The 24,614-nt window shown below is 72.9% G+C and carries 22 protein-coding genes and 1 pseudogene; 8 read left to right on the top strand and 15 right to left on the bottom strand.

What is annotated here, in order from left to right; all coding sequences use genetic code 11:
* Window positions 1-12: 12 nt before the first annotated feature.
* On the bottom strand, window positions 13-1,194 hold the full coding sequence (locus ACWEVP_RS36140) for a cytochrome P450 (protein ID WP_452067070.1): 1,182 nt from the start codon (window positions 1,192-1,194) through the stop codon (window positions 13-15).
* 161 nt (window positions 1,195-1,355) lie between these two features.
* On the bottom strand, window positions 1,356-2,258 hold the full coding sequence (locus tag ACWEVP_RS36135) for a LysR family transcriptional regulator (protein ID WP_452067069.1): 903 nt from the start codon (window positions 2,256-2,258) through the stop codon (window positions 1,356-1,358).
* A gap of 97 nt (window positions 2,259-2,355) precedes the next feature.
* Between ACWEVP_RS36135 and ACWEVP_RS36130 the strand changes: the two genes are divergently transcribed.
* Window positions 2,356-3,195, top strand: a complete 840-nt coding sequence (locus ACWEVP_RS36130; protein WP_452067068.1) for an oxidoreductase — start codon at window positions 2,356-2,358, stop codon at window positions 3,193-3,195.
* Here ACWEVP_RS36130 and ACWEVP_RS36125 read toward each other — a convergent pair.
* From ACWEVP_RS36125 to ACWEVP_RS36110, 4 genes are all read right to left on the bottom strand, one after another.
* On the bottom strand, window positions 3,192-3,539 hold the full coding sequence (locus ACWEVP_RS36125) for a VOC family protein (protein ID WP_452067067.1): 348 nt from the start codon (window positions 3,537-3,539) through the stop codon (window positions 3,192-3,194). The genes ACWEVP_RS36130 and ACWEVP_RS36125 overlap by 4 nt on opposite strands.
* Window positions 3,540-3,633: 94 nt before the next feature.
* Window positions 3,634-4,302 (bottom strand): ABC transporter ATP-binding protein, encoded by a 669-nt coding sequence (locus tag ACWEVP_RS36120; RefSeq protein WP_452067066.1) that lies wholly within the window; start codon window positions 4,300-4,302, stop codon window positions 3,634-3,636.
* Window positions 4,299-4,991, bottom strand: a complete 693-nt coding sequence (locus ACWEVP_RS36115; protein WP_452067065.1) for an ABC transporter ATP-binding protein — start codon at window positions 4,989-4,991, stop codon at window positions 4,299-4,301. Before ACWEVP_RS36115 ends, ACWEVP_RS36120 begins: the two co-directional genes overlap by 4 nt.
* On the bottom strand, window positions 4,984-7,566 hold the full coding sequence (locus ACWEVP_RS36110; protein ID WP_452067190.1) for an FtsX-like permease family protein: 2,583 nt from the start codon (window positions 7,564-7,566) through the stop codon (window positions 4,984-4,986). The genes ACWEVP_RS36115 and ACWEVP_RS36110 overlap by 8 nt, the downstream gene beginning before the upstream one ends.
* Window positions 7,567-7,852: 286 nt before the next feature.
* Here ACWEVP_RS36110 and ACWEVP_RS36105 point away from each other — a divergent pair, with 286 nt between their 5' ends.
* Complete coding sequence (locus ACWEVP_RS36105) at window positions 7,853-9,562, top strand: glycosyl hydrolase family 18 protein (protein WP_452067064.1); 1,710 nt, start codon at window positions 7,853-7,855, stop codon at window positions 9,560-9,562.
* 101 nt (window positions 9,563-9,663) lie between these two features.
* Window positions 9,664-10,197, top strand: a complete 534-nt coding sequence (locus tag ACWEVP_RS36100) for a carboxymuconolactone decarboxylase family protein (RefSeq protein WP_452067063.1) — start codon at window positions 9,664-9,666, stop codon at window positions 10,195-10,197.
* On the opposite strand, the gene ACWEVP_RS36095 is transcribed toward ACWEVP_RS36100, so the two are convergent.
* The 5 genes from ACWEVP_RS36095 to ACWEVP_RS36075 form a co-directional block, all read right to left on the bottom strand.
* Window positions 10,194-11,132, bottom strand: coding sequence for a quinone oxidoreductase family protein (locus ACWEVP_RS36095; protein WP_452067062.1), 939 nt, complete (start codon window positions 11,130-11,132; stop codon window positions 10,194-10,196). The two genes, ACWEVP_RS36100 and ACWEVP_RS36095, sit on opposite strands and share 4 nt — an antisense overlap.
* Window positions 11,133-11,137: 5 nt before the next feature.
* On the bottom strand, window positions 11,138-11,998 hold the full coding sequence (locus ACWEVP_RS36090) for a dioxygenase family protein (RefSeq protein ID WP_452067061.1): 861 nt from the start codon (window positions 11,996-11,998) through the stop codon (window positions 11,138-11,140).
* Window positions 11,999-12,009: 11 nt separating this feature from the next.
* The gene (locus ACWEVP_RS36085; protein ID WP_452067060.1) at window positions 12,010-12,801 is read right to left on the bottom strand and encodes a citryl-CoA lyase; all 792 of its coding nucleotides are present in this window, start codon (window positions 12,799-12,801) and stop codon (window positions 12,010-12,012) included.
* Window positions 12,794-13,954 carry a CaiB/BaiF CoA transferase family protein gene (locus ACWEVP_RS36080; protein WP_452067059.1) on the bottom strand — a complete coding sequence of 387 codons (1,161 nt, stop codon included), beginning with the start codon at window positions 13,952-13,954 and terminating at the stop codon, window positions 12,794-12,796. The genes ACWEVP_RS36085 and ACWEVP_RS36080 overlap by 8 nt, the downstream gene beginning before the upstream one ends.
* Window positions 13,955-14,021: 67 nt before the next feature.
* A complete protein-coding gene (locus ACWEVP_RS36075; protein ID WP_452067058.1) occupies window positions 14,022-14,831 on the bottom strand; it encodes an IclR family transcriptional regulator domain-containing protein in 810 nt (269 codons plus the stop codon).
* A gap of 131 nt (window positions 14,832-14,962) precedes the next feature.
* Here ACWEVP_RS36075 and ACWEVP_RS36070 point away from each other — a divergent pair, with 131 nt between their 5' ends.
* On the top strand, window positions 14,963-16,378 hold the full coding sequence (locus ACWEVP_RS36070) for an amidohydrolase family protein (RefSeq protein ID WP_452067057.1): 1,416 nt from the start codon (window positions 14,963-14,965) through the stop codon (window positions 16,376-16,378).
* A 14-nt stretch (window positions 16,379-16,392) separates the two neighbouring features.
* Entirely contained in the window at window positions 16,393-16,998 is a 606-nt protein-coding gene (locus ACWEVP_RS36065; protein ID WP_452067056.1) for a hypothetical protein, read from the top strand.
* Here the strand turns inward: ACWEVP_RS36065 and ACWEVP_RS36060 are convergent.
* Window positions 16,887-18,701 (bottom strand): glycoside hydrolase family 15 protein, encoded by a 1,815-nt coding sequence (locus ACWEVP_RS36060; protein ID WP_452067055.1) that lies wholly within the window; start codon window positions 18,699-18,701, stop codon window positions 16,887-16,889. The two genes, ACWEVP_RS36065 and ACWEVP_RS36060, sit on opposite strands and share 112 nt — an antisense overlap.
* 136 nt (window positions 18,702-18,837) lie before the next feature.
* Here ACWEVP_RS36060 and ACWEVP_RS36055 point away from each other — a divergent pair, with 136 nt between their 5' ends.
* The gene (locus ACWEVP_RS36055; RefSeq protein ID WP_452067054.1) at window positions 18,838-20,247 is read left to right on the top strand and encodes an MFS transporter; all 1,410 of its coding nucleotides are present in this window, start codon (window positions 18,838-18,840) and stop codon (window positions 20,245-20,247) included.
* Window positions 20,248-20,319: 72 nt separating this feature from the next.
* Here the strand turns inward: ACWEVP_RS36055 and ACWEVP_RS36050 are convergent.
* The 3 genes and pseudogenes from ACWEVP_RS36050 to ACWEVP_RS36040 all read right to left on the bottom strand — a co-directional run.
* Window positions 20,320-20,559: pseudogene (locus ACWEVP_RS36050) on the bottom strand (potassium channel family protein); the annotation flags it as partial.
* Window positions 20,560-20,726: 167 nt separating this feature from the next.
* Window positions 20,727-21,131, bottom strand: a complete 405-nt coding sequence (locus ACWEVP_RS36045; protein WP_452067053.1) for an SHOCT domain-containing protein — start codon at window positions 21,129-21,131, stop codon at window positions 20,727-20,729.
* A 93-nt stretch (window positions 21,132-21,224) separates the two neighbouring features.
* On the bottom strand, window positions 21,225-23,885 hold the full coding sequence (locus ACWEVP_RS36040; protein ID WP_452067052.1) for a LuxR C-terminal-related transcriptional regulator: 2,661 nt from the start codon (window positions 23,883-23,885) through the stop codon (window positions 21,225-21,227).
* A gap of 120 nt (window positions 23,886-24,005) precedes the next feature.
* Between ACWEVP_RS36040 and ACWEVP_RS36035 the strand changes: the two genes are divergently transcribed.
* Both ACWEVP_RS36035 and ACWEVP_RS36030 read left to right on the top strand, forming a co-directional pair.
* On the top strand, window positions 24,006-24,347 hold the full coding sequence (locus ACWEVP_RS36035) for a hypothetical protein (protein WP_452067051.1): 342 nt from the start codon (window positions 24,006-24,008) through the stop codon (window positions 24,345-24,347).
* Window positions 24,344-24,610, top strand: a complete 267-nt coding sequence (locus tag ACWEVP_RS36030; RefSeq protein WP_452067050.1) for a hypothetical protein — start codon at window positions 24,344-24,346, stop codon at window positions 24,608-24,610. Before ACWEVP_RS36035 ends, ACWEVP_RS36030 begins: the two co-directional genes overlap by 4 nt.
* Window positions 24,611-24,614: the final 4 nt, after the last annotated feature.

Below are 24,614 nucleotides of genomic sequence, written 5' to 3'. Positions count from 1 at the left end.
CTGCGTTGCCGATCACGCTGTGCGGGCGATGGTGCGGCGGGGGATGAGCTCGACCGGGAGTTCGCGGACGCCGAAGATCATCGGCGAGGGGTAGCCGACCTGGACGCCGTCGCGGACGCGGATGTCGGTGAAGCGGTCGAGGAGCTGTTCGAAGACGATGCGGCCTTCGAGGCGGGCGAGCGGGGCGCCGAGGCAGAAGTGGACGCCGCCGCCGAAGGCGAGGTTGGGTTCTTGGCGGCGGGGGTCGAACCGCGTGGGGTCGGTGTGGTGGCGGGGGTCGCGGTTGGCGCCGAGGACCCAGGGGGTGACCATCGACTTGGCGGGGATGGTGACGCCGCCGAGGTCGGCGTCGGTGGTGGTGATGCGCAGCAGCCGCATGATCGGTGGGCGGTGGCGGGTGACTTCGTCGAGCAGGCCGGGGATGAGGGTGTGGTCGCGGCGGACCGCGGCGGCGGCGTCGGGGAAGTCGTGGAGGGCCAGGACGGTGTTGCCGAGCATCATGGTGGTGGTGATGTGGCCGGCGGCGAGCAGGAGTGAGGCGAAGTTGAGGACTTCGTGGTCGGCGAGCCGTTCGCCGTCGACTTCGGCGTGGGCGAGGCCGCTGAAGAGGTCGTTTCCGGGGTGCCGGCGGCGTTGGGAGAGCAGGTCGGCGAGGTAGTCCTCCATGACTTCGGTCAGTGAGGTGCCGTCTTCGCGGGGTGCGCCGCCGGTGAGCAGGTTGTCGGCCCAGCCGCGGTAGAGCGTCCGGTCTTCGGGTGGGATGCCGATCAGGTCGCCGATGACCACGACGGGGAGTGCGTAGGCGAGGTCGCGGATGAGGTCGGGGGTGTCGCGGTCGGCCATCGCGGTGATCAAGGCGTCGGTGGTGGTCCTGATCCGGGGTTCGAGGTCGGCGACGACTTTGGGGGTGAACGCTTTGCTGACGAGTTTCCGGAGGCGGTGGTGAACCGGCGGGTCGACGGCGGCCATATTGCCGCGGACGGCTTCGGCGGTGTCGGGCAGCAGTAATCCGGGGTCGGAGGAGAAGGTGTGGTGGTCGGTGAATATGCGCCGTACGTCGGCGTGGCGGAATACGTGCCAGGTGTCGTCTTCGTCCGCGATGACCGGGGAGTTTTCGCGCATTTCGTCGACCCAGCGGAACAGTGCGGTTCCGCCGTCTTCGAGGGAAGGTGGGTGGACTGGGGGCGAGGTCATCCGTGGCTCCTTTGTGTGCACCGATTTCGCCTGCCGGAATCAATGACGTGTTGACGTCGGACACGTTATGGCTGTTTTCGGTCGGTCGGCAACGGGAAAAGGTGATCGTTTTCGTCAACGAAATGGGCTTGCTGATCAACTTTGGGTGACAACGGGACGATTCAGCCCGCTTCGGTCAGATCGGTGGTCGCGGCGAGTTCGACGGCGAGGTCGGTGAGCACCGGGATCGCGGGGTTGTCGTGGCCGGGCAGCCACACCAGTTCGGTGCGGGCGAGGTCGTTCTCGAGGGGGACGAACGCGACTCCGGTGCGGCGCAGGCTGTGCGAGGAGCGGGTGAGCCGGGTGACGCCGACGCCGGCGGCGACGAGGCCGAGCAGGCCCTGGACGGTGGTGGCGCGCTGGACGACCCGCGGGGTGAAGCCGGCGGCGGCGAAGTCGGCGTCGTAGCTGCGGTGCCAGGGTTCCCAGCTGCCGCGTGGGGTGAGCACCCACGGTTCGGTCGCGAGGTCGGCCAGGGTCAGGGACGGGCGGGTGGCGAGCGGGTGGTCGGCGGGGAGGACGGCGCAGACCTCTTCGGTGATCAGGGTGCGGGTGGCGAGGTCGTCGACGAGGGGTGGGCGGGTGAAGGCGAGGTCGAAGCGGCGTTCGCGCAGGCCGTCGACGAGTTCGGCGATCGGCGCTTCGGCGGTCGTCACCGTCAGGTCGGGGTAGCGCTCGCGGACCGCGCGCAGGATCGGGGGCAGCAGGTAGTTGGCGGTGGTGGTGAGGAAGGCGAGCCGGATGCTGCCGATTTCGCCGCGCAGCGCGCGGCCGAGGGTGGCGACCGCTTCGTCGGCGCGGGCGAGGACCGCGCGTGCTTCGGGGAGGAAGAGCTTTCCGACGGCGGTGAGGCGGGTGCCGCGGGGGTCGCGGTCGAAGAGGCGGGCGCCGAGGCGGCGTTCGAGGACGGTGATCTGCTGGGACAGCGACTGCTGGGCGATGTGGAGGCCGGCGGCGGCGCGGGTGAAGCTGGTTTCGTCGGCGACGGCGACGAAGTAGCGCAGGTGCCGGAGCTCGGGGGTCACAGGCTCCGACTGTAGCCGTGGCAGGGGATCCGTGTTGGCGGCGCGGTGGTGATCGACTTCAGGATGGAGGCAGGAATCCACTGGGAGGAACGCGAAGATGACGAACACCGACGGCCGCTTGTGGCTGATCACCGGGTGCTCGGCCGGGTTCGGCCGGGAGATCGCGCTGGCCGCGCTGGCGGCGGGGGACCGGGTGCTGGCGACGGCGCGGCGGCCCGAGACCTTGGAGGGGTTGCGGGAGCGGGGTGGTGACCGGGTGCGGACGGCGGCGCTGGACGTGACCGACGCCGGGCAGGTCGAGGCGGCGGTGAAGACGGCGCTCGAGGAGTTCGGGCGGATCGACGTCGTGGTGAACAACGCGGGCAACGGTTCGGTCGGCGCCGTGGAGGAGCTGACTTTGGAGGAGCTGCGGGCGTTGCTGGAGGTGATGTTCTTCGGCGCGGTCGCGGTGACGAAGGCGGTGCTGCCGCACCTGCGGGCGCAGGGCAGCGGGACGGTGGTGCAGATCAGTTCGATGGGCGGGCAGCTGTCGATGCCGGGTTTCGGGGCCTACAGCGCGGCGAAGTACGCGCTGGAAGGGATTTCGGAGGCGCTGGCGGCGGAGGTGGCGCCGTTTGGGGTGCGGGTGCTGATCGTGGAGCCCGGCGCGTTCCGGACGGAGTTCGGCGGCGGCCGGATGCACCGTTCGCGGACGATCGACGCCTACGCGGTGTCGACGTCGGGGACGCGGGAGGCGGTGGAGAACATGGACGGCACGCAGCCGGGCGACCCGGCGAAGGCGGCCGCGGCGATCGTGCGCGCGGTGGGCAGTCCGGATGCGCCGCTGCACCTGGCGTTGGGCGCGGACGCGGTCGAGGCGATCCGCGCCCAGCACCGGGCGCTCGCGGCGGATCTGGCCGCCTGGGAGGAGGTCAGCCGGGCGACCGCGCTGGACTAGGCGTCCTGCAGGAGGCCGAGGACGTTGCCGTCGGTGTCGGTGAAGGTCGCGACCAGGCGGCCGTTGCCGACGTCTTTCGGCTCGTCCTTGACCTTGGCGCCCGCGGCCGTCACTTCGGCCAGCTTGGCCGCGATGTCGTCGACGTGCCAGTAGGTCACGGGGCCGGTCATGCCCTGCCGGTCGCCGTTGGGGACCAGGCCGATGTGCTGGCCTTCGGCGTCGTAGCCGACGTAGTAGGGCGCGTCGGCCTGGGGTTCGGTGCCGAGCAGGGCGGTGTAGACGGCCTTGGCGGCGGCCAGGTCGGTGACGGGGTGCAGGACGGTCTTGATCCCCTGGGTGCTCATCGTGGTGCTCCTGAAGTCGTGGTCTGTGGTACGGCGCCAACGCTATAGCCGGGCCGGTGACCAGCGCTTCTCGATTCCTGATCGGTTGGGGCGGTCAGTCGAGCAGAGCGGTGAGGACGCCGTCGAGGAGGCGGACGCGGCGGTCGGCGATGCGGTGGACCTCGTCGTCGTGGGTCGCGACGATCACCGCGGCTCCTTCTTCGGCGCAGCGGCGCAGCAGCCGCAGCACCCGGGGGGTGCTGCCCGCGTCGAGGTGGGCGGTCGGTTCGTCGGTGAGCAGGACGCGGGGGCGGCCGGCGACGGCTCGGGCGAGGGCGACGCGTTGCTGCTGGCCGAAGGAGACTTCCAGGGGGTAGCGGTCGCCGAGGTCGCCGATGCCGAGTTCGTCGAGCAGTTCGGTGACGCGGTCGTGGATCGCCGCGGCGGTGGGGCGGGGGACGTCGGAGCGCAGCCGCAGCGGCAGGGCGACGTTTTCGGCGACGGTGAGCTCGGTGGCCAGGCCGAGTGCCTGGGGCAGGACGGCGCAGGTGTGCCACGGTGGGGCGCCGCTGATGGGGACGCCGTCGAGCAGGACGCAGCCGGAGTCGGGGGAGTCGAACCCGCAGAGCAGGGCCAGCAGGGCGCTTTTCCCGGAGCCGGAGCGGCCGGAGACGGTGACGAGTTCGCCGGCGCCGACGCGCAGTTCGAGGCCGCGCAGCACTTCGATGTCGCCGCTGGGGTGGGCGAAGCTGCGGCGGAGGCCGACGGCTTCCACGAGGGTCACGGCAGGGGCTCCCGTTCTTCGACGCGTTCGAGGGTGCCCTTGTGGAGCCGGGCGACGCGGGCGCCGAGGTCGATGAGGCGGTCGTCGTGGGAGGCGACCAGGACGGCGAAGTCCTGGTCCACCAGGTATTGGAGGGTGTCGAGGACGAGGTCGGCGGAGGCTTCGTCGAGCTGGGAGGTGGGTTCGTCGGCGAGGATGACCGTCGAGCGGGCGGCGAGGACGCAGCCGAACGCGAGCCGTTGCTGTTGCCCGCCCGACAGGGCGGTGATCTTCCAGTCGCCGGTGCCGTGCAGGCCGAGCTGGCCGAGGATGTCGTCGGGGCGGCAGTCGGTGCCGGCGGCTTCGGCCGCGGCGCGCAGGTTGTCGGCGACCGAGAGGTAGCCGAGCAGGTTGTCGGCCGGGTTCTGGAACACCAGGCCGAGGTGATGGCGGCGGAGGGTGCGTCGTTCGCGGTGCTTGAGGCGGTGGACGTCGGCGCCTTGGAAGGTGAGGGTGCCGCGGGCGGGCTGTTCGAACAGGCCGAGCACGCGCAGCAGCGTGGACTTGCCGGAGCCGGAGGGGCCGGCGAAGACGGTCATGCCGCGGGCGGGGACGTCGAAGCTGACGTCGTCGACGCCGGTGACGACGCCGGCCGGGGTGGCGTAGTCGACGCCGATGCCGCGGAGGGTGAAGATCGGTTTGTCAGGCACGGATCAGCTCCGCGGTCCGGGCGGTGCGCACCGAGCGCACCGCGATCCAGCCGGCGAGGCCCACGACGAGGACGCCGACGAGCAGGACGGTGAGGACGAAGGGCAGGGGGTCGGGCAGTTCCGAGCGAGGGGCGAGGAAGGTCGCGGGGTCGAACCGGGGCACCGACAGGCCCGCGACGGAGACTCCGCAGACCACGCCGACGACGATCGCGAGGCCGCTGAGGGCGCCGAGTTCCATGAGGTGGCTGGCGAGCAGGGCGCGGGGGCGCAGGCCCATGCGCAGGACGAGCGCTCCGGCGAGGGCGTTCTGCCGTCGGCGGACTTCGACGGCGACGAGCAGGGCGAGGACGGCCACGACCCCGAGGACGGCGCCGAGGAGGGCGACGAAAGAGAACGTCCAGGACACGACGAAGAACGGCAGGCTGTCGAGTGCGGTTTCGCGGCTGATCCGGTTGGGGATGAAGACGCCGGCGGCGCGCAGGGCGGCGGTGGCGTCGGCCATCGGGGTGGTGGTCAGCACGCTCCACTTGGGGACGCCGTCGAGCTGGTCGTGGTCGAGGGCGGTGCGGGAGACGACGTAGCCGGGGGAGGTGCCGATCATGGGGAAGACCGGCAGGTCGGCGACGGTGACGGCGTCGCGCAGGCCGCCGGGCAGCTGCGCGGTCTGCTTGGCGGTGTGGCCGACGCGGAGCACGGGGGTGCCGCGCGGGTCGGGCCGGGCGATCGTGCGCAGGAGCCCGGCGAGGTCGTCGGCGGGGACGTCGGCGGTGGCGGCGCCGCGGGTGAAGGTTTCGGGGTCGACGACGAGCACGACGCTGCCGGTGCCGGTCAGCTCGCCGACGACGGTGCTGGTTCCGGCGAGGGGGGCGGGCATCTTGACGGTGCCCATGCCGATCGGGCTGTCGGTGTCGAGGCGGGCGTTGCTGCCGACGAAGATCGCGGACTTGGTGTCGAGGGCCTGTTCCTGGCCGTTGGCGATGCCGATGCCGGTGGCCAGGGTGCCGATGGCGAGGGTGCCGATGACGAGCACGCCGGTGACCGGGGCGCGGGCGCCGGCGAGGCGGCGGATGGCCAGTTGGAGTGCGGGGCGGGACCAGAGGCGGGCGCGGTGGGAGGCGTGCAGGGCCAGCCACGCCAGCCGGGCGGTGAGCAGCCCGACGGTCAGGACGACGAACACCGGGTAGGTCAGGGCCAGCGGGTCCACTTGGGGTAATGGATTTCCGAGGCGTGAGCCGGTGCTGTAGTGGGCGAGGCGGGTCCAGCCGAGCCACGCCATCCCGGCGGTGGCGAGTTCCCAGGGGAAGTAGCCCAGCAGCCGCATCCGGTTGCCGGCGCGGCGGACGCGGCCGAGTTCGAACTCGCGGTGCGCCCGGACGGCGACGACCAGGGCCAGCAGCACGAACGACACCGCCAGCACGCCGGCGGCGACGAGGCCGGCGCGGAGTTCGGCGCCGGGGTCGGGGGCGCCGGGCGGGCCGTAGACGCCGAGCAGCAGGCGGGCGGCGAGGGCGCCGGTTGCGCCGCCGAGGAGGATCGGCAGGCCGAGTTCGGCGACGGCGAGGCCGCCGAGGGCGCCGGGGCCGCTGCCGCGGGCCGAGAGCAGGCGCAGCTGCGCGTGCCGGCGCTGGTACCACTGCAGGGCGACGGTGCCGAGGCCGGCGCAGCCGACGAGGACGCTGATCAGGGCGAGCGGCAGGATCGAGACGAACACGTTGTCCTGGGCCTGGCGGGCGATCTGCACCGAGCGGTCGAAGGTGGGGACGTCGGCGGCGACGAGGTCGCCGAGGCCTTGGGCGGTGAGGTCGGCGCGGACGTCGGCGACGAGGTCGCGGGAGCGCTGCAGGAGGTCTTCGGCCGCGCTGAGGGTGGCCGGGGGCGGTTCGTAGAAGGAGATGTGGAAGTACTGCACCTTCGGCAGACCGATCGCCGCGACCGCGGTGTCGAAGGTCTTGCGGTCGGTGGCGAAGACGATGGAGTCGATGGGGTCGTTGGCGAGGCGGTCGACGACGGCGCCGGACTGCTGGGAGCACCACCACCGCGGTGGCGGGTCGAGCAGGTCGCGGTAGATGCCGGTGACCGGGGGGAGCGCGATGCCCTGGATGCTGGGTTTCGCGCCGACGCCGATGTGTTCGGCGTCGGCCACGACGTTGCCCAGCCACAGCCCGGGCGCGCGGGTGCCCTGCTGCAGCGTGAGGTTGTCGAGGCCGGCCTGGTCGCGGTAGGCGAGGCGGACCTTGTAGTGCGGGTCGCCGTTGAACTGCGTGCCGGGAAGCACGTTCGTGTACTCGCCGACGACGGGGGCGCCGAAGCCGTGCGCGGGGGCGTGGCGCTGGACGGCGGTGGTCAGGGCGGGGATGTCCTGGACGGGGATGTTGCCCTTGCCGAAGACCGGGCCGTAGCTGTCGGGGCAGGTGATGCCGGTCTGGTAGGCGACGGCCGCGCCGCCGGCGGCGGAGGCCTGCAGGACCGCGGCGGTGCCGAGGAAGCAGGCGAGCAGCGCGGTCACCGCGGCCACGATGAGGGTGAGCGGGCTGGAGAGGGCGGCTTTCGGCGCGGCCCGCCACGGCTTGGTCACTCTGCGCTGTCCAATCGTCCCCCAGTTCACCCGCATGGACGCGCACGCTACCGGCAGATCGCAGGATTTGGCACGTTTTTGTATCCGATCGTTGCTCACTGGCCGTTAACGGCCACGGAATGCGCGGCGAGCAACGCGTGCGGCCATCCGGCCGGTTTAGTGGTCTAGACCTTGACGCCGATATTGGTCTGATCCAATCCTGAAGGCGTTCTCGCCGTGTTACGCCGCGGCACGGCTCCCCGCCGGCACTGGAGCGCAGATGCGTCGACGCAGACCTTTCTCCCGAATGTCCGTTTTCCTTGCCCTGACAGCGATATCGGCCGGCTCGCTGGTCGCCGCCGCCGGCACCGCCCAGGCCGCCACGCCGCTGCCCGCGCACGTGTTCGCGCCCTACTTCGAAGCCTGGACGGGCGAAAGCCCCGCGGCGCTGGCGCAGCAGTCCGGGGCCAAGCACCTGACGATGGCGTTCATCCAGGCCGCCACCAAGGGGTCCTGCACCGTGTACTGGAACGGCGACACCGGGATGCCCATCTCCACCGGCGTCTTCGGCTCCGACATCAGCACGATCCGCTCCCGCGGCGGCGACGCCATCCCGTCCTTCGGCGGCTACACCGCCGACAACACCGGCACCGAAATCGCCGACAGCTGCACGAACGTGGACGCCATCGCGGCCGCGTACGAGTCGGTGATCACCACCTACGACGTGCCCCGCCTCGACATGGACATCGAGGACAACTCGCTCACCAGCTCCGCCGGGATCGACCGCCGCAACAAGGCCATCAAGAAGGTCCAGGACTGGGCCGCGGCGTCCGGGCGGTCGCTGCAGATCTCCTACACCCTGCCCACCACCACCCGCGGCCTCGCCGACAGCGGCCTGGCCGTGCTGCGCAACGCCGTCTCCAACGGCACCCGCGTCGACGTGGTCAACCTGATGACCTTCGACTACTACGACAACGCCGCCCACGAGATGGCCACCGACACCCAGACCGCGGCCACCGGCCTGGTGAGCCAGCTCGGCACGCTGTACCCGGGCAAGACGCAGGCGCAGCTGTGGGCGATGGTCGGCATCACCGAGATGATCGGCGTCGACGACTTCGGCCCGGCCGAGACGTTCACCACCGCCGACGCCTCGACCGTCTACAACTGGGCCGTGTCCAAGGGCATCAACGAGCTGTCGTTCTGGGCGCTGCAGCGCGACAACGGCAGCTGCCCCGGCGGCGCGGCCGCGGACAACTGCTCCGGCATCGCGCAGGACACGTGGTTCTTCAGCCACGCCTTCGAGCCGTTCACCGGCGGCACCACCGTGCCGGGCAACGACTTCTCCCTCACCGCGAACCCGGCCTCGGTCGACCCGGGTGGTTCGGCCACCGCGACCGTCGCCACGGCCGTCACCTCCGGCTCCGCCCAGCAGGTGACGCTCTCGGTCACCGGCGCACCGGCCGGCGTCACCGCGACGGTCAACCCGGGCTCGGTGACCGCGGGCGGCAGCGCGACGCTGTCGGTGAGCACCACCTCCGCGGCGGTGCCCGGGGTCTACCCGCTGACCGTCACCGGCACCTCGCCGTCGGCGAGCCACAGCACCACGTTCACCCTCACCGTGAAGGGCACGCCGCCCGCGGGCGGCGTCGTCAACGGCGGGTTCGAGACCGGCGCGCTGAGCCCGTGGAGCGCCGCGGGTGACGCGGTCGTGGCGTCCCCGGCCCACTCCGGGACCCACGCGCTGCAGGTGGTGCCCACGGCCTCGGCCACCGGCGAGGCGGCGCAGAACGTGACGCTCGCCCCGAACCACGCCTACACGCTCAAGGCCTGGGTGCAGGGCAGCTACGCCTACGTCGGCGTCCGCGGCGGCGCGACCGCCTCGACGTGGACCTCGAGCACCGGCTGGACCCAGCTGTCGGTGCCGTTCACCACCGGCGTGTCCGGCGCGGTGACGGTGTACGTCCACGGCTGGTACGGCCAAAGTGCCCTCTACGCCGACGACTTCACCATCGGCTGATCCTTTCGGCGGCGGCCCGGTTGAGCAAAGTGGAGGTTGGCCGGGCCGCCCTCGGCCGAAAGACTCACGGGGAGATCGTTCGCCCCGCGAGGAGGACCCCGATGCCGCACATCCCGCTCGACCCGCAGCTGCCGGGGATCTCGGCGCTCTTCGCCTACCGGCCGGAGACCGCGGTGCCGCTGGGTGCGCTGGGCGAGGTCCTGCTGCGCGGCCCCAGCACCCTCACCGTCGGGGAACGCGAGCTGATCGCGACCATCGTGTCCCAGGGCAACGAGTGCCGGTTCTGCACCGGCAGCCACGCCGCGGTCGCGGCCCAGACCATCGACGGCGGCCGGGCCGTCGTCGACGCCACCTGCGCCGGGATCGACGACGCTCCGGTATCGGCCAAGCTCAAGGCCCTGCTGCGGATCGCGCTCGCCGTGCGCGAGACGGGCCGCGCGGTCACCGAAGACCTGGTCGCCGCCGCCCGCGCGGAAGGCGCGACCGACACCGAGCTGCACGACACGGTCCTGATCGCGGCGGCGTTCTGCATGTTCAACCGGTACGTCGACGGGCTGGCCACGGTCGCGCCGGAGGACCCGGCGGTCTTCGAGCTGATCGGCAAGCGGCTGGTCGCCAACGGTTACGCCCGCTAGGGCACCAGCACGATCCGGCCCGGGCGGGTCCACGCGGCACCGGCATCGGCGAGCGGGACGCGTTCGTGGTCGACGGTCAGCTCGCCGGCGATCGCGTGTTTCACCACCGTCAGCAGCGCTTCGCGGCGCCGGTCGGTGTCGAGCTCGTTGTTCGTGTAGCCGTGGATGTGCAGCGACCGGCTGCGCAACACCGCCGAGGACACCGGGAACTCGTCACCGGCCGCGCCGCCGAGGTTCACCAGCCGCCCGCCCGGGCGCAGCGTGCGCAGCGCCGCCGCGGCCGGGAGCCCGCCCACCGGATCGATGACCAGGTCGACCGGGACGTCGCCGAGCCGCTCGGCCGGTGAACCGGTCAGCCGCACGACAGTGTCCGCGCCGAGCCGCCGGGCCCGCTCCAGCGCGGCGTCCGACCGCGCGCACGCGACGACGTGCCCGGCCCCGGCCACACGCGCCAGCTGCACGGCCGACTGGCCGACCACCCCGCCGGCGCCGAGCACCAGCACGGTCTCGCCCGGGACGAGATTTCCTCTCCACGTCAAGCACATCCACGCCGCGACCGCCGACAGCCCGAGTGCGGCGACCAGCGCGTGGTCCGCCGCGCGCGGCAGGACCACCAGGTCGGCGGGCGCGACGACAGCGTGCTCGGCCATGCTGCCGTCGCCGGGCCGCATCCCGGCGGTCGTGGCGAACCACACCGGCGTCCCGGCCGGCTCGGTCGGTGTCGGCCGGGTGAGCACGCCGACTCCCTGCACGCCGGGCACGTACGGCAGCTCCGGCAGCCCGAAGTAGGACGTGCCGGACGCGCACAACAGGTCCAGCGGGCTGACCGGCGCCGCGGTGACGCTCACCGCGACCTCGCCCGGCCCGGGTTCGGGGGCCGTCCGCTCGGTCACCACCGGGGGAGCGCCCGCCGCCCGGATCTCCGCCGCGCGCACGGCCGTCAGACGGGCTGCAGGACGAAGTCGTACCGGGCTTCCAGCCACGGCCCGGCCGACTCGCCGCCGTCGGGCGTCGGGCCCGCGTCGCGGGGTTCGAACGCCACGACCAGTTCCTGCTTGGTGCCGAACACGACGTCGCTGTCTAGGTATTGCGCGCCCTCCTGGAACAGGTGGGTGATCAGCGGCTCGTAGCCGGCGGCGTTGATCAGGAAGTGCACGTGGGCGGGCCGGAAGTGGCTGATGTCGGTGCCGCCGATGAGTGCGCCGACCGGGCCGTCCATCGGGATCGAGTAGCCCTTCGGCGCGATCGTGCGCAGGCAGTAGGAACCGTCGGGGCGGGTGGTGTACTTGGCGCGCAGCCGGGCCTCGTCGATGCCGGGGATCTGCGACTCGTAGGCGCCTTCCTCGTCGGCCTGCCAGACGTCGAGGATCGCGCCGGCGACCGGGGAGCCGTCGAGGCCGCGGACGGTTCCGGTGATGTAGAGCGGCGTGCCGGGCAGGCCGTCGGACATGTCGCCGCCGAAGTCCTTCTCCGGCGAGCCGTCGATGTGGAACGGGCCGAGCACCGTGGCCGGGGTCGCCTTGGCGTCGAAGGCGTGGTTCATCTGCACCACCAGCATGCTCAGGCCGAGCACGTCGGAGGCGAGGATGAACTCTTCGCGCTTGTCGTCGCTGATCTGCCCGGTCTTGGTCAGCCACCGCATCGCGGCCATCCACTCCGGCTCGGTCAGCCGGACCTCGCGGGCGAAGGCGTGCAGGTGCCGGACGAGGGCGGCCATGACCTGCGCCGTGCGCGGGTCATGCGCGCTCGACCACCGCTGCGCGGCGAGCTCGGTGATGTTGTCCTCGGTGACGAGCTGCATCGGCGTTCCTCTCAGCGTTGCGGGTCCGGCGGGACCGGCCGGTTGTTCAGGTCGACCGACAGGAAGACGTCGTTGGCGACCGGGTGGCGCAGCTCTTCGGCCAGCTGCCCGACGAGCCCGGCGGTCCGGGCCAGCAGCGCGAACCCGCGCAGCAGCTCCAAGGGCAGGCTGAGGTCGGCCAGCGCGGCGCCGCAGACGCCGGCGCCGTTGAGCGGCAACGTCTTCCCGAGCACCTGCGGGTGGACGCGGCCGATGGCGGCGAACAGCTGCAGGTGCGGGCCGCGCAGGCCTTCTTCGTCGGCGATCTCGAACAGCCGGCGGGTGCGGGGGTCGCCGTCCTTGTGGACGTGGTGCCCGAGCCCGGGCACGAACTTCTTCTCCGCACGGGACTTTTCGACGGTCTCGAGGGCGAGGGCGTCCCAGCCCGCGTCGTCGGTGGGGGTTCCGGCGGTGGCGAGGACGTCGTGCAGGAACCGGCCGCAGTCCTCGGTGACGCCGAGGAAGCGCGACCCGCCGCCGAGCAGCCCGGCGGCCAGCGCGCCCTGCACCGAGTCGGGCGCGGACAGGTAGGTCAGCCGCGTGACGATCGCGGTCGGCGTGAAGCCGTGGTCGGCCAGCGCCGCGAGCACCGCTTCGAAGACCCGCGTCTCCCCTGGGGACGGACGTCGTTGCGTCGCCAGCCAGAACGCCAGCTCGCCGAACCCGACCTTGCCCATGACGTCCTCGGCGAGGTCCTGGCCGAGGAGGGTGATCTTGTCCTTCGTGGACGATCCCAGCGCGGTCTCGTAGACGCGGTCAGTCATGCGGGGTCTCCGTGAGCCAGGCGCGCAGCTCGGCGCCGTGTTCGTCGAGCTCCGGCGGCGGCAGCCGGTAGGCGGCCGGGGTCGCGGAGAACCGGATCGGGTGCCGGGTCGTGGGCACGGCGCGCTCGCCTTCGCCGACCTCGACGATCGGGTCGAGGCCGAAGCGTTCGGCCATCGCGAACCCGCCGTCGATGGTGTTGATCGGTCCACACGGGACACCGACCTTCGTCAGCGCGTCGAACCACTCGACCGCGCCGCGTTCCTTGAGCCGCTCGACCAGGACCGGCCGCAGCTCCTCGCGGTTCTTCGTCCGGTCGGCGTTGCGGGCGAACCGCGGGTCGTCGGGAACGTCCGGCAGGCCGAGGACTTCGCACAGCCGCCGGAACTGCCCGTCGTTGGCCGCGGCGACGATCAGGTCGGCGTCCGCGGTCGGCAACGGCTCGTAGGGGAAGACGCTCGGGTGGGCGTTGCCCATCCGGTAGGGGACCACCCCGCCCGCGGCGTAGGCCGAGCTGTGGTTGACCAGCCCGGTCAGCGCCGAGGACAGCAGGTTCACCTCGACGTGCTGGCCCTCGCCGGTCGCGTCGCGGTGGCGCAGCGCGGCGAGGATGCCGATCACCGCGTGGTTGCCCGCCATCACGTCGAACACCGAGATCCCCGCCCGGTACGGCGGGCCGTCCGGGTCGCCGGTCAGGCTCATCAGTCCCGAGATCGCCTGCACCATCAGGTCGTAGCCGGGCACGTGCCGTCCTTCGCCCGAGCCGAAGCCGCTGATGGACGCGTAGACGACGCCGGGGTTCGCGGCCCGGACGTCAGCGAAGGCCAGGCCGTACTTGGCCAGGCCGCCGGGCTTGAAGTTCTCGATCACCACGTCCGCCCGCGCCGCCAGCTCCCGGGCGACGGCCGCGTCGGCTTCCTCGCGCAGGTCCAGCGCGATCGACCGCTTCCCGCGGTTCACGCCGAGGTAGTAGGTCGAGACGTCGCCGCGCACCGGCGGCATCCACGTGCGCGTCTCGTCGCCCTGCGGCCCCTCGACCTTGACGACCTCGGCACCCATGTCCGCCAGCAGCATCGTGGCGTAGGGGCCGGCGAGCACCCGGGAGAAGTCCGCGACCAGGAGCCCGGTCAGCGGGCCGGCCGCACTGGTGTCCACCCGGTTCCTCGCTTCCTGTCCGTACAACGGACGTCTGTCCGCAGTTTGCCCTCGCGGGCTTCGGTGGTCAAGACACCGCGGGCACCGTGACGTGCGGGACGTCGTCCAGGCGTGCGAAGTCGGCGCTGATCTCCCCGGCGGTCTGCAGCAGCAGCGGCAGGTGGTGCTCCAGCAGCCGCTCCACCGGCGTCTCGGCGGCGTGGCAGTTGACGTTGACCCCGGCGATCACCCGGCCGCTGCCGTCGCGCAGCGGCGCGGCCACCGACCGGATGCCGAGCGCGAGCTGCTCGTCGGTGAGGGCCCAGCCGCGGGCACGGACCTCGCGCAGCTCGGCGTCGCGCTCGGCGCGGCCGGGCTGCCAGCGCGCGACGAGCCCCGAGCGGGTCGGCTGGGCCAGCACCGCCTCCAGCTCGTCCGGGGCCAGCGCGGCGAGCTGGACCTTGCCCAGCGACGTCGGCAGGGCCGGGAAGCGGGTGCCGATCTGGACGGTCAGCGCGACGATCTTCGGCACCGCGACCCGGGCGACGTAGACGATGTCGGAGCCGTCGAGCTGGGCGATCGAGCACGACTCGTTCGTGCGCTCGACCAGGCGCTCCAGGTGCGGCCGGGCGACGTCCCACAGCCCCATCGACCGCACGTAGGCGACACCGAGGTCGAGCACGCGCGGGGTCAGCGCGTACCCCCGCCCGCCCGCGCGGACGTACCCGAGCTCCTCGAGGGTGAGCAGGATCCGGCGCGCGGTCGGGCGGGCCAGGCCGGCGGCGGTCGCCACCTCGGCCAGCGTCATCTCCGGCCGGTGCGGCCCGAACGCCGTGATCACCTCGAGCCCGCGCGCCAGCGCTTCGATGAAGTCGGGACCCGTTCCCTCGCGTGGCATGCACGACCTCCCTCTCCCAGTCCTGCCCGCAGCGTAGCGGCGGGGATTGACACCGGCCCGGCACTGGGCAAAGGTGACGTCACCCCTTCAGTGTCCGTAGAGCGGACGAGTGTACGCAACCGGAGGCAGCCATGTCTGGATCGATCGTCCTGCGGGGTGGCACGGTGCTGACCCTCGACGACGCCCACCGGGTCCTGCCCGGCGAAGACGTCCTGGTCGAAGGCGACCGGATCACCGCGATCGGCGCGGCACTCGAAGTCCCGGCGGGCACCGAGGAGATCGACGCGACCGGCGGCATCGTCCTGCCCGGGATGATCGACACCCACCGCCACCTGTGGCAGACGGCGATGCGCGGCTACGGCGCCGACTGGACACTGACCCAGTACTTCGTCTGGTACTACCTCGAATGGGGCAAGGTGTTCCGCCCCGAAGACATCTACGCGGGCAACCTCCTCGGCGCGTGGGAGGCGCTCGAAGCCGGCGTCACGACCACCGTCGACTGGTCCCACGGCCTGCGGACCACCCAGCACGCCGACGCGGCGGCCGACGCGCTCGAAGCCGTACCGGGGCGGTTCGTGCTGGCCTACGGCAACATCCAGGACGCCCCGGCGAACTGGACGGCCACCCCGGAATTCCGCGACTTCATCGCCCGCCGCACCGGCGGCGACCTCGGGTTCCAGCTCGCCTTCGACGTCACCGGCGACCCGGCGTTCCCCGAGAAGCCGGCGTTCGAGGTGGCGCGCGAACTGGGCGTGCCGGTGACCACGCACGCCGGCGTCTGGGGCGCGACCGGCGACGACGGCATCCGCCTGATGCACGACCACGGGTTCATGACCCCGGAGACGATCTACGTCCACAGCGCGTCGCTGTCGGCCGACTCCTACCACCGGATCGCGGCCACCGGCGGGTCGGCGTCGGTGTCGACCGAAAGCGAACAGAGCGCGGGCCAGGGCTACCCGTCCACCTGGGCGCTGCGGCAGTACGGGATCCCGGTGTCGCTGTCGATGGACACCTCGGTCTGGTGGAGCGGCGACCTGTTCTCCGCGATGCGCACGACGCTGGGCGCGGACCGCTCCCGCGAGCACCTCGAGGCACACGCGAAGGGCGAAACGGTCACGCACGCCGCGTTGCGCGCCGAGCAGGTCGTCGAATGGGCGACCCGCGGCGGCGCGGCCGCGCTGGGGCGCACGGACATCGGCAGCCTCGAGGTCGGCAAGAAGGCCGACGTGGTGCTGCTCAAGAACGACCACTCACCGGTGTCGTTCCCGCTGCTGAACCCCTACGGCCACGTGGCGTTCCAGGCCCAGCGCGGCGACGTCCACACGGTCCTGGTGAACGGCCGGGCGGTCAAGCGTGACGGACGGCTTCTCGGCGTGGACCTGCCCGCCGTCCGGCGGCGCGTCGAGGAGACCGTCGAGTACCTGCGCGGGCAGCTGGGGGAGGAGGCCTGGCTGAAGGGGATGAACCCCGACGTCCCCGAGACCAAGATCCTCGACAACCCCTACACCTACACCGACTACCAGAGCGACACCACCCACGGCGGCTGAACTACCGTGGGGGCGTGGTCCAGGTCTTCGTCCAGCCCGCCTACGGCACCGCCGACGCCCGCCGCTACGGATCGGAGACCCTCGAGCGGACCGTGGCCTTCCCCGACTACGCCGGCCTCCTCGACCCCGCCGACCTCGCCCGCCTGACGGCGGTGCACCCGGACGGCCGCGCCCGGTTCTGGGGCGCCAAGGACAAGTACGACCGCCGGATGGACACCGTGACCACCGGCGACGTCGTGCTGTTCACCGGCGGCAAGCACGTCCAGGCCACCGCGGAGGTCGGCCACGGCTTCCGCAACCCGGACTTCGCGCGCCGCCTGTGGCGCCCCGATCCCGGGAAGTGCTTGTTCAGCAACGTCTACAGCCTCCGCGACTACCGGCGCGTCGACCTGCCGTACGAAGAGCTCTGGGCCCTGCCCGGCTTCACCGCCGGCGACAACTTCATGGGCCTGCGCTTCCTCGACGGGCCGAAGTCGGCCGCGGTCCTGGAGCTGCTGCGTGGCGCGGCTCAGCCCAGCGCGGCGTCCAAAGTGACCGCCGCGTCGACGAGGGCGAGGTGGGTGAACGCCTGCGGGAAGTTCCCGAGCTGCTCGCCCGCCGGCGAGATCTCCTCGGCGTAGAGGCCGACGTGGTTGGCGTAGGTCAGCATCTTCTCGAACGCCGCCCGCGCCTGCTCCAGCCGGCCCGCCCGGGCCAGCGCGTCGACGTAGGCGAAGCTGCACAAGGAGAACGTGCCTTCCGTTCCCGCCAGCCCGTCCGGGGACGCCGCCGCGTCGTACCGGTGCACCAGGCTGTCGGTGACCAGGTCCCGGCCGATCGCCTCGAGCGTCGAGAGCCACAGCGGATCGCGCGGCGGCAGGAAGCCCGTGCGGGGCATCCGCAGCAGCGCCGCGTCCAGCTCGTCGGCCGTGTAGTGCTGCACGAACGCCTGCCGCGTCCGGTGCCAGCCCCGGTTGAGGACCTGGTCGTAGATGCTGTCGCGCTGCCAGCTCCAGTCCTCCACCGGCGCGGGACGGCCGTACCGCCCGGCCAGCCGGATGCCGCGGTCGAACGCCACCCAGCACATCAGCCTGCCGTAGGTGAAGCAGCGGCGCCCGCCCCGGGTCTCCCAGATGCCCTCCTCGGGCTGGTCCCAGTGCTCCCCGAGCCAGTCGAGCACGGACCGGACGGCCGTCCAGCCGCGGTGGGGCAGGCCGAACCCGACCTGGTCGGCGACGTACACCGCGTCCATGGCCTCGCCGTAGACGTCGAGCTGCAACTGCCCGGCCGCGTCGTTGCCGATCCGCACCGGGCTCGCCCCGCGGTGCCCCGACCAGTGCGCGAGGCTCTCCTCCCGCAGGTCCGTCGCCCCGTCCACCCGGTACAGCACCGACAACGGGCCGTTCTCACCACCGCCGCCCTCGCGGATCCGGTCACCCAGCCACCCGCCGAACCGGGCGGCCTCCTCGGTGAACCCGAGCCCCAGCAACGCCGACACCGAAAACGACGCGTCCCGCACCCAGGCGTAGCGGTAGTCCCAGTTGCGTTCCCCGCCCGGCTCCTCCGGCAGCCCCAGGGTCGGCGCCGCGACGATCGCGCCGGTCGGGGCGTAGGTGAGCAGCTTGAGCGTGATCGCCGACCGCGCCACGACCTCCCGCCACCGCCCGCGGTAGGTGGAGCGGGCCAGCCACGCGCGCCACCAGTCCACAGTGGACTCGAACAGGTCGGTGAACTCGTCGAGCCGGATCTCGCGCGGCGGGTTCGCGGCGTCGGTCTCCAGCACCACGCCCCGCACCTGCCCCTCGGCGAGCTCGAGGCTCAGGTGCAGGTCGCCGCCCTCGATGTGCGCGCGGGCGAGGCGCTCGTCGCCGGGTTCGCGGACCGCGTGCAGCGCCAGCGACGTCCCCTCGCCGAGGAAGACCGCGCCGTACCCGGCCAGCACCGCTTCGTGCGGGCGGCGGCCGTAGTTGAACCGCGGCGCGACCAGCACCTCGAACGTCATCCGGCCGCGGACGCAGCGCACCAGCCGGGCCAGCCGGTGGGTCGTGGTGGCCACCTCGTCGCACGGGGGCATGAAGTCGACCACCTCACCGATGCCGTCCGCGCCGCGGAACCGCGTGATCAGCACCGCGGTGTCCGGGTAGTACATCTGCACGGTCGTGTGCGGACCCGCCGGCCGGATCCGGAACCGGCCGCCGCGCTCGTCGTCCAGCAGCGCACCGAAGACCGACGGCGAATCGAAACGCGGGCTGCAGAACCAGTCGATCGACCCGTCGGTGGTCACCAGCGCGGCGGTCTGCAGGTCGCCGATCAGCCCGTGGTCGGCGATCGCGGTTTCGGTCATGGCTCCTCCATCGGCACGGGGTCCGGTCGCGGCCACCGTCGTCCGCGCGCGCCGGTGCTGCCTCATCCGCGCCGGGTGAGGTGGCCCCGCCGCGCGGCCGACACCGTGTGCGGCACCCGAGGAGGAAGGCCCGCCGATGACCGTGCTGCCCCTGGCCCTCGCCCAGTTCGTCGCCAGCTTCGCCGCGACGACCATGACCGTGGCCGTCACCGCGATCGCCGCGGACCTCGGCACGACCGTGCACGGCGTCCAGACCGCGATCACGCTGTTCACCCTCACCATGGCCGCGCTGATGGTGCCCGGCAGCAAGCTGACCGACGTCCTGGGGCGCAAGCGGTGCTTCGTCGCCGGGCTGACCGTCTACGGCGCCGGCGCGCTGCTGGCGGCGGTCGCGCCCGGGCTCGGCCTGCTGATCACCGGGTACTCGGTGCTGGAGGGCATCGGGTCGGCGTTGCTGATCCCGCCCATCTACATCCTGGTCACGGTGACGAGCGCGGACCTGCGGACCCGCGCGCGGCGCTTCGGCGCCGTCAGCGGCGCGGGCGCGCTCGGCGCCGCCGCCGGCCCGCTCGTCGGCGGCCTGGTGACCACCTGGTTCGGCTGGCGGGCGTCGTTCCTGCTGCAGGTGCTGCTGGTCGGCCTGATCGTGCTGCTGGCGCGGCGGATCACCGAACCGCCGCGCCGGCAGGAGACCAGGCCCTTCGACGTCGCCGGCGCCGTCCTGTCCGCCACCGGGCTGTTCTTCGTCGTGCTGGGGGTGCTGCAGGCGGGCACCTACGGCTGGTTCGTCGCGCGCGAGGACTTCGTGATCGCCGGTGTGGTCCTGCTGCCCGCCGGCGGGCTTTCGCCGCTGTGGGTGCTGGCCGGCCTCGGCGGCGGCATCCTGACCGGGTTCTTCGCCCACGTCCGCGCCCGCGAACGGGCCGGCCGGGCCCCGCTGGTGCCGTCGTCACTGCTGCGCGACCGCGTCACCGGGCTGGGGCTGCTCACCCAGTACGTGCAGTGGCTGGTCCTGCAGGGCTCCTTCTTCGTGATCGCCGTCTTCCTGCAGCAGGTGCGCGGCTACGACGCCATCGAGACCGGCCTGGCCCTCACGCCCGCCACGATCGGCATCCTCGGCGCCTCCGCCGCCGCGGGGCGGATGGCCCGGCGCCACTCACCGCGCCGCCTGATCCGCGGCGGGTTCGCCCTCACGGTCGCGGGACTGGCCCTCGTGCTGCTGCTGGTGCGGGCCGAGTCCGGCGCGGCGAGCACCGTGCCCGGCCTGTTCCTGCTGGGCGCCGGCGTGGGGATCATGCTGACCGCGTCGGTGAACCTGGTCCAGTCCCGCGTCCCGGACACCGCCCAGGGCGACATCTCGGGGGTCTCGCGCAGCGCGTCCAACCTGGGCTCGTCGGTGGGCACGGCGCTGGCCGGGTCCGTGCTGGCCGGGAGCACGCGCCCGGGTGGTGCCTCCTTCGCGCTGGCCCTGGCCACCCTGGTGGCCGCCGCCCTCGCCGGGCTGGTCGCCGCCCTGCTGCTCCCGCGGGCCGGCGCCCCGGACTGACCGCCGGTGCCGCACCGCGGTCACGATCACCCGCAGCACGACACCCAGCACCAGCAGGTCCGCGACCATCTGCACGGTCACCAGCACCCGCGCGGCGGCCGAAACCGGGACGATGTCGCCGAAGCCGACGGTCGCGAACACCGTGACCGTGAAGTACAGCGCGTCGGTCCGGCTCAGCGCCACGTCGAACGCGCCGGCCCGCTCGTGGCCGAGGACGTAGTAGACGTCGGCGAACAGCACCAGGAACAAGGGAACGATCAGCGCGAGAGCCTGCACGCCCTGCCAAGCCGGGTAGGGCGAGCGGAGGATCATCCGCACCTCGCCCACGACCAGCAGCGCCACCACGACCAGACCGCACCCGAAGACGGCGATCGTTCCGGCGTCGAGCACCGGGTCGGCCGGCAGCAGGGCGTACACGCAGATCAGCGCCGTGACCGTGAGGGCGGGCCGCAGCACGGCCAGGTGGAGGAACCGCCGCGTCACCGGGCCAGCGCCCGGCGCTTGAGGGCGTGGTACTCCTCGTCGTCGATGACACCCTGGTCCAGCAGCCGCTTGGCCTCGGCGATCTGCGCCGCGCCCGAGGAGTCCGATGCGGACACCGTGCGGACGTAGTCCTCGAACCGGCGCTGGGCGTCGCGTTCGCGGGCCACCCGCCGCGCGTTCAGGTGCCTGCCCTGCGTCATCAGGTACAGCAGGATGCCCAGGAACGGCAGCACGATCACCAGCACGGTCCAGCCCGCCTTGGCCCAGCCGGACACGTCGTCCCGGCGGAACAGGTCGCCCAGGACGACGAACAGCAGCCAGAACCAGGCCACCCAGCAGAAGAACACCAGCATCGTCCACATCAGATCGAGGAACGGGTATTCCGCGCTCGCCAACGCCATGACGTCTCCTCACACCAGGGGATCGGGATCGCGTTCACTCGACCGGATCCCCGCCCCGCTCGCCTCACCCGCGCCGGGTGAGGCGAGCCCGCGTCACCCGGTGAAGTCGCCGGCTTCGGTGTCGAGCAGGCCCCGTCGCAGCGCCGTCGCGACGGCGTCGCGACGGCTGCGGACGTCGAGCTTCGCGTAGATCCCGCGGACGTGGGTCTTGACGGTGTTCGGTGACACCGTCAGGTCCTGCGCGATCTCGTCGATCGAACGCTGGGTCGGCAACAGCCGCAGCACACTGCGTTCCCGGTCGGTCAGCGGCGCCGGCAGCGGCGGTGTGTGCAGCCCGCGGCGCAGCGCGAGCACCTGGCCGGCGAACCGCTCGCCGGCGCCCAGCCCGCCGAGCCGGGCGGTCAGGAACCCGACCACCTCGGGCGGGGCGAACACGAACGGGAACCGGACGTCGGCGGGCTCGGCCACCCGCAGCGCCTGGTCCAGCAACCGCGCCGCCCGCTCCTTCGCACCGGCCGCGAGCGCGGCCTGCACGCTGACCAGCGACGCCTCGATCGCCACCCACGGCAGCAGCATCGGCGCCTCCTCGTCCACCAGCGACCGCAGCACCGAACTCGCCGCGCCCTGCCTGCCGAGCCGCAGCTGCGTGCGGGCCCGCATCAGCAGCAGCTCACCCGAGCCGGCGAGCATCGGCTGCGCCCAGCGCACCGTCTCCCGCGCCTGTCCCGCCGCACCGAGCCGCAGCGCGGCCCGGTGCTCCAGCACCGCGCACAACGCCGCGTGCTCGGCCGGGCAGGCCCGCCCGCTGCCCAGGTGCGCGCGGGCGCGGCGCATCCGGCGCAGCCCCGCGTGCCAGGAGCCGAGTTCGAACTCCGCCGCGCCGTGCAGGGTCTCGGCGATCAGGCGCAGGGTGCGAGCGGCCCGGGCCGGCGCGTCGCCCAGCAGCCGTCCGATCCGCTTGGCCTGCTCGACGCACTCCGCGGGCTCCCCGCGCAGGAGCGCGCCGTAGGCCAGCAGCGTGCACGCCTGGGCGCCTTCGAGCGAGCGCGGCCCGTCCTGCTCCGGGCGCCGGGCCAGCACCCGGCGGGCCAGCGTGTCCATCACGCGGTAGTCGCCGTCGTGGCAGGCCAGCCCGCCCAGCGTGGTCAGGCACCGGGTGACCACGAAGCCCTGGTCACGGTCTTCCGCGGCGGCGAGCACCCGGACCAGCGCCTCCCGCGCCGGCCCGCACTCGTGGCGGGCGAGCAGCGCGAGCACCCGGTGCAGGGTCGCCAGGCCGCCGAGATCGGTGCCGGCGGCCTGGTCCTCGTCGACCTTTTCGGCCGCGCGCAGCGCCTGGGCCGGGCCGCGGTCGAGCTGGGCCAGCCGGGCGGAGACCAGCTGCCGCAGTGCGGTCAGCTCCGCCGCCGGCCGGTCCGGCCACCCGGCATCCGCGCGGGCCAGCTGCAGGCCGGCGGCCGGCGTCTCGCCCACCTCGAGGTAGAGCGCGGCCGAGATCAGGGCCGCCAGCGGATCCGCCGCGCCGCGCCGGTCTTCCAGCACCGCGAGCGCGGACCGCAGCACCTGGTGCTCCCCGGCGAGGAACAGCCGCACCGCGTGGTGCCGCAGCAGTTCGCCGACGCGGGTGGTGCTGCCCGACCGGACGCTGTGCAGCAGCGCGAGCGCGGGCCGGTCGTGCTCGGCGAACCAGCGCGCGGCGGCCGCGTGCAGGGCCCGGGTCTCCTCCGGTGCCCGGCGCAGGAGCTCCGCGCGCAGGTAGGTCCGCAGCAGCGGGGGCAGCCGGTGCCGCGGCGGGGTCCCGCGGGAACCGACGACCTGGGTGCCCGGTTCGCCGAGCTCGCGCAGCACCGCCTCCGCCTCCGGACGGCCGGTGAGCGCGGCCGCGAGCCCGGCCGGCAGCTCGTCGCAGATGCTGGTCGCCCGCACCAGGTCCCGCTGGGCCCGCGTGAGCGGGGCGAGCACCTCGTCGGTCAGGTAGTCCAGCACCGCCCGGTCGCGGCCGGCGAAGAAGTCGCGGAGGCTGCCGTGGCGGGCCGCGGACGCCGCCGCCAGGCGCAGCCCGGCCGGCCAGCCCCCGGTGCGGGCGACGAGCAGGCCGACCTGGTCCGGGGGGATGCCCACGGCGAGCGTGGCCGCCTCGTCGGCGGAGAACCGCAGCTCGGTCGCGCTGACCTCGGCGAGCCGGTCGGCGAGGCGGGCCCGCCCCAGCGGCAGGCCGGGCTCGCGCCGGCTCGCGACGACCAGGCGCAGGTTCGCCGGCTGGTGGCGGACCAGCGCCCGCAGTCCCTGCCACGTGCGGTCGGCGGTGATCTCCTGGGTGCCGTCGAGCACGAGCAGGACGGGGGACGGCAGCCCGTCCAGCGCGTCGGCGACCCGGGTGAGGAAGTCGAGGTCGGTGCCCGGGGCCTCGGGTACCGCGAGCCGGCGCAGCGGGCTGCCGTGCGGAACGCGCGGGCACCCGCCGAGCGCGGCGAGCACGGCGGACCAGAACAACCGGTCATCGTTGTCGTCGGCGTCGGCCGACACCCACGCGACCGAATCCCGGCGGCGGCGGGCCCATTCGGCGAGCACCACGGTCTTGCCGAAGCCGGCCGGCGCACCGACGAACACCACCGCCGCGTCGGGCTCCTCCGCCGCCCGGTCGAGGCGGGCGAGCAGCCGCGGCCGGGAAACGAGGTCCGCCGGCGGAGCCGGGATGGCCACCTTGGTCAGCGGCACCCGTCTTCGGGGCGCGTTCGCGATGCGGTTCGACATACGGCCTCCTTTGTTTTTCGGTCAGTTTCACACCGTCCCGGCGGATCTTGCCATGCAATTCACCCGGCTCACCCGGTGCGGGTGAGGAAATCGGTCGATACGCGCAGAATCGTGTGCCCCGTGAACGGACGTGGAGATTCCCGGAAAAGCCGCGCGCTCGGCAATCCGACGGCGCGGGGATTCGTCACCGGACAGGTCTTCTGGGTCGGGCCGGGTGAGCTCGTGCTGCTCGACGTGCTGCGGACCGGCCGGGTCAGCGCCGGGGCCGTGGCGCTCGCGCTGGTCCTCGTGCTCGCCGCGCTGACGTCGGCGGTACCGGTGCGGCTCGGCGTCCGCGCCGCCGGTGACCTCGTCGCGCGGCTGCTGTTCCTGCCGACGCACTCGTGGTCGGCGGCGATGATGCTGCTCGACGCGGTGGTGATCGCCGCGGCGTGGCGCGCGGCCGGAAAGGTGCGCCGATGACCCTCCACGGTGGACCGAAAGCCGGATCGAATTACGTCTTCCGGGGCAGTGGTCGCATTCCGGAACAGGCGGGACGCGCGGTCGCCGATTTCGGCGGAATACTCGTCGTACCGGTTCCGCCGGATACGATCGTGTTCGGCACGGTGGCCGATCAGCGCAGTATTCCGCGGATCGTGCGGCGGCTCGAAGCGCTGGGGATGCGTGTGGACTCCGTGCACCGGGTCAACGAACTCCGGCCGCGAGCGGGCCACCGAATTCCGTGAATGC

This window comes from Amycolatopsis sp. NPDC003865, from assembly GCF_053605345.1.
This window is presented reverse-complemented; position numbering and strand designations above follow the sequence as displayed.

Bases quoted from the DNA above. Each gene is read 5' to 3' on its own strand.
- ACWEVP_RS36140 (WP_452067070.1), bottom strand. From the start codon at position 1,194: ATGACCTCGCCCCCAGTCCACCCACCTTCCCTCGAAGACGGCGGAACC.
- ACWEVP_RS36130 (WP_452067068.1), top strand. From the start codon at position 2,356: ATGACGAACACCGACGGCCGCTTGTGGCTGATCACCGGGTGCTCGGCC.
- ACWEVP_RS36125 (WP_452067067.1), bottom strand. From the start codon at position 3,539: ATGAGCACCCAGGGGATCAAGACCGTCCTGCACCCCGTCACCGACCTG.
- ACWEVP_RS36105 (WP_452067064.1), top strand. From the start codon at position 7,853: ATGTCCGTTTTCCTTGCCCTGACAGCGATATCGGCCGGCTCGCTGGTC.
- ACWEVP_RS36100 (WP_452067063.1), top strand. From the start codon at position 9,664: ATGCCGCACATCCCGCTCGACCCGCAGCTGCCGGGGATCTCGGCGCTC.
- ACWEVP_RS36090 (WP_452067061.1), bottom strand. From the start codon at position 11,998: ATGCAGCTCGTCACCGAGGACAACATCACCGAGCTCGCCGCGCAGCGG.
- ACWEVP_RS36085 (WP_452067060.1), bottom strand. From the start codon at position 12,801: ATGACTGACCGCGTCTACGAGACCGCGCTGGGATCGTCCACGAAGGAC.
- ACWEVP_RS36075 (WP_452067058.1), bottom strand. From the start codon at position 14,831: ATGCCACGCGAGGGAACGGGTCCCGACTTCATCGAAGCGCTGGCGCGC.
- ACWEVP_RS36070 (WP_452067057.1), top strand. From the start codon at position 14,963: ATGTCTGGATCGATCGTCCTGCGGGGTGGCACGGTGCTGACCCTCGAC.
- ACWEVP_RS36060 (WP_452067055.1), bottom strand. From the start codon at position 18,701: ATGACCGAAACCGCGATCGCCGACCACGGGCTGATCGGCGACCTGCAG.
- ACWEVP_RS36055 (WP_452067054.1), top strand. From the start codon at position 18,838: ATGACCGTGCTGCCCCTGGCCCTCGCCCAGTTCGTCGCCAGCTTCGCC.
- ACWEVP_RS36045 (WP_452067053.1), bottom strand. From the start codon at position 21,131: ATGGCGTTGGCGAGCGCGGAATACCCGTTCCTCGATCTGATGTGGACG.
- ACWEVP_RS36040 (WP_452067052.1), bottom strand. From the start codon at position 23,885: ATGTCGAACCGCATCGCGAACGCGCCCCGAAGACGGGTGCCGCTGACC.
- ACWEVP_RS36030 (WP_452067050.1), top strand. From the start codon at position 24,344: ATGACCCTCCACGGTGGACCGAAAGCCGGATCGAATTACGTCTTCCGG.